Annotated in this window: 2 protein-coding genes; one reads left to right on the top strand and one right to left on the bottom strand. The window is 67.5% G+C overall.

The features are described from left to right. Nucleotides 1-185: pyridoxamine 5'-phosphate oxidase family protein (locus tag IMZ11_RS43740; protein ID WP_228649607.1), on the bottom strand; the 185-nt coding region annotated here is incomplete at its 3' end. 65 nt (nt 186-250) lie between these two features. Here IMZ11_RS43740 and IMZ11_RS43735 point away from each other — a divergent pair. Further along, nucleotides 251-507 (top strand): SDR family NAD(P)-dependent oxidoreductase (locus IMZ11_RS43735; RefSeq protein WP_228649605.1); only part of this gene is annotated, 257 nt, incomplete at its 3' end.

The following is a 507-nucleotide window of genomic DNA, read 5'->3' as shown; positions in this document are numbered from 1 at the left end:
GTGCAGAACACGAACGCATTGTCGGTCCAAACCCCGACCAGCGGTGTGACGTGGGGCCGCCCGTCGCCGCGGACGGTCGTGAGCCAGTACAGCCCGGCGGCGTCGAGGACGGCTACCGCGGCCTGCCAACTCGTCGCTTCGGTCGCCTCACTGAAGCGCTGGTCAAGCTTGCCGATGATCGTCATAGCGATACCGACCCGGGCCGGGCCCACAAGTCATCGCGGAAAGCTAGGCCTCCTAAACTCGGCACATGAGCAAGAGCCCGCTGCGCCGACTGTCCGAACAGTTGTTGCTGACCAGCATGCGTCCGCCCCTGACCGAGCGGCTGCAGGCCCGTGACGACATCGACGTCGCCGGCAAGCGGATCCTGCTGACCGGCGCCTCTTCGGGTATCGGCGAGGCTGCGGCCGAGAAGTTCGCCGCCAAGGGCGCGACAGTGGTCGCAGTGGCACGGCGTCAGGAGCTGCTCGACGATCTGGTCGGACGCATCACGGCCAAGGGCGGCGA

This window comes from Microtetraspora sp. AC03309 (genome assembly GCF_020826795.1).
GTDB lineage: Bacteria > Actinomycetota > Actinomycetes > Streptosporangiales > Streptosporangiaceae > Microtetraspora > Microtetraspora glauca.
The sequence above is the reverse complement of the archived record's forward strand: the minus strand, read 5'-3'. Positions and strand labels throughout refer to the sequence as shown.